The 1,276-nt window shown below is 69.4% G+C and carries 1 protein-coding gene; it reads right to left on the bottom strand.

What is annotated here, in order from left to right:
* Nucleotides 1–39: 39 nt before the first annotated feature.
* A partial coding sequence (locus FNH05_RS37455) for a glycoside hydrolase family 15 protein (RefSeq protein WP_144593553.1) occupies nt 40–1,276 on the bottom strand: 1,237 nt, incomplete at its 5' end.

The raw sequence follows: 1,276 nt of genomic DNA, 5'->3' as shown, positions 1-1,276 counted from the left end.
ACCGTGGAGGGCCCCTGCACGGCAAAGGTTCCTCCGGCTTCACGAGGACTTCGTGGTCCTGCCGCGGCGGTGGGCGGGGCCGTTGCCGGTCCCGAGGTTGTGCGCGGTGTTGATCAGCGCCACGTGGGAGAACGCCTGCGGGATGTTCCCGACCAGCCGCCGGGCCTTCGGATCGTATTCCTCCGACAGCAGCCCGACGTCGTTGCGCAGGTCCAGCAGGCGCTCGAACAGTTTGCGGCCCTCGTCGGCCCGGCCCTGCAGGACGTAGTTGTCGGCGAGCCAGAACGTGCAGGCCAGGAAGGCGCCCTCCCCGGGTGGGAGGCCGTCGAGATCGCGGGTCTGCTCGTTCATGGTGTAGCGCTGCACGAAACCGTCCCGCAGCAGGTGCTTCTCGATCGCCTCCACGGTGCCCTTCATCCGGGGATCGGCCGCGGGCAGGAAGCCGACGGCGGGGATCAGCAGGAGCGCGGCGTCGAGGCTTTCGCTGCCGTAGTACTGGGTGAAGGTGTTGCGCCTGCGGTCGAAGCCCTTTTCGCACACCTCGTCGAAGATCTCCTGCCGGAGAGACTTCCACCGGTCCACCGGCCCCTCGAGGCCGAAGCGTTCCACGCCCTGCACGGCCCGATCCATGGCGCACCAGGCCATCACCTTGGAATGGGTGAAGTGGCGCCGCTGCCCGCGGACCTCCCACACCCCGTTGTCCGGATCGGACCAGTGCGACTCCAGGTAGTCCATCAGGGCCCGCTGCAGTTCCCAGGCGTCGGTGAGCGGCGGGATGCCGTGCGTGCGCGCCTGGTGCAGGGCGTCCATCAGTTCGCCGTACACGTCGAGCTGGAACTGTTCGGAGGCGGCGTTGCCGATCCGGACCGGACGGGAATCGGCGTAGCCGGGCAGCCACGGCAGCTGGGTCTCGGTGAGCCGCCGCTCACCGTCGACTCCGTAGGAGATCTGCATCTGCTCCGGCGCCCCGGCCATCGCCCGCAGCAGCCATTCCCGCCAGTCGCGGGCTTCCTGTTCGTAACCGCCTTCGAGCAGGGCCATCAGCGTGAACGTGGCGTCCCGGATCCAGCAGAAGCGGTAGTCCCAGTTGCGGACCCCGCCCAGTTGCTCGGGCAGTGAGGTGGTGGCAGCCGCGGCGATGCCGCCGCTCGGGCTGAAGGCCAGTGCCTTGAGCGCCAGCAGCGAGCGCACGACCTCCTCGCGGTACTCGCCCTGGTAGCGGCAGCGAGCCACCCACCGGCGCCACCACTGCTCGGTGTGCCGCACGGTCTTGGGC

This window comes from Amycolatopsis rhizosphaerae (assembly GCF_007713715.1).
In the GTDB taxonomy this organism is placed as follows: Bacteria; Actinomycetota; Actinomycetes; order Mycobacteriales; family Pseudonocardiaceae; genus Amycolatopsis_E; species Amycolatopsis_E rhizosphaerae.
The sequence above is the reverse complement of the archived record's forward strand: the minus strand, read 5'-3'. Positions and strand labels throughout refer to the sequence as shown.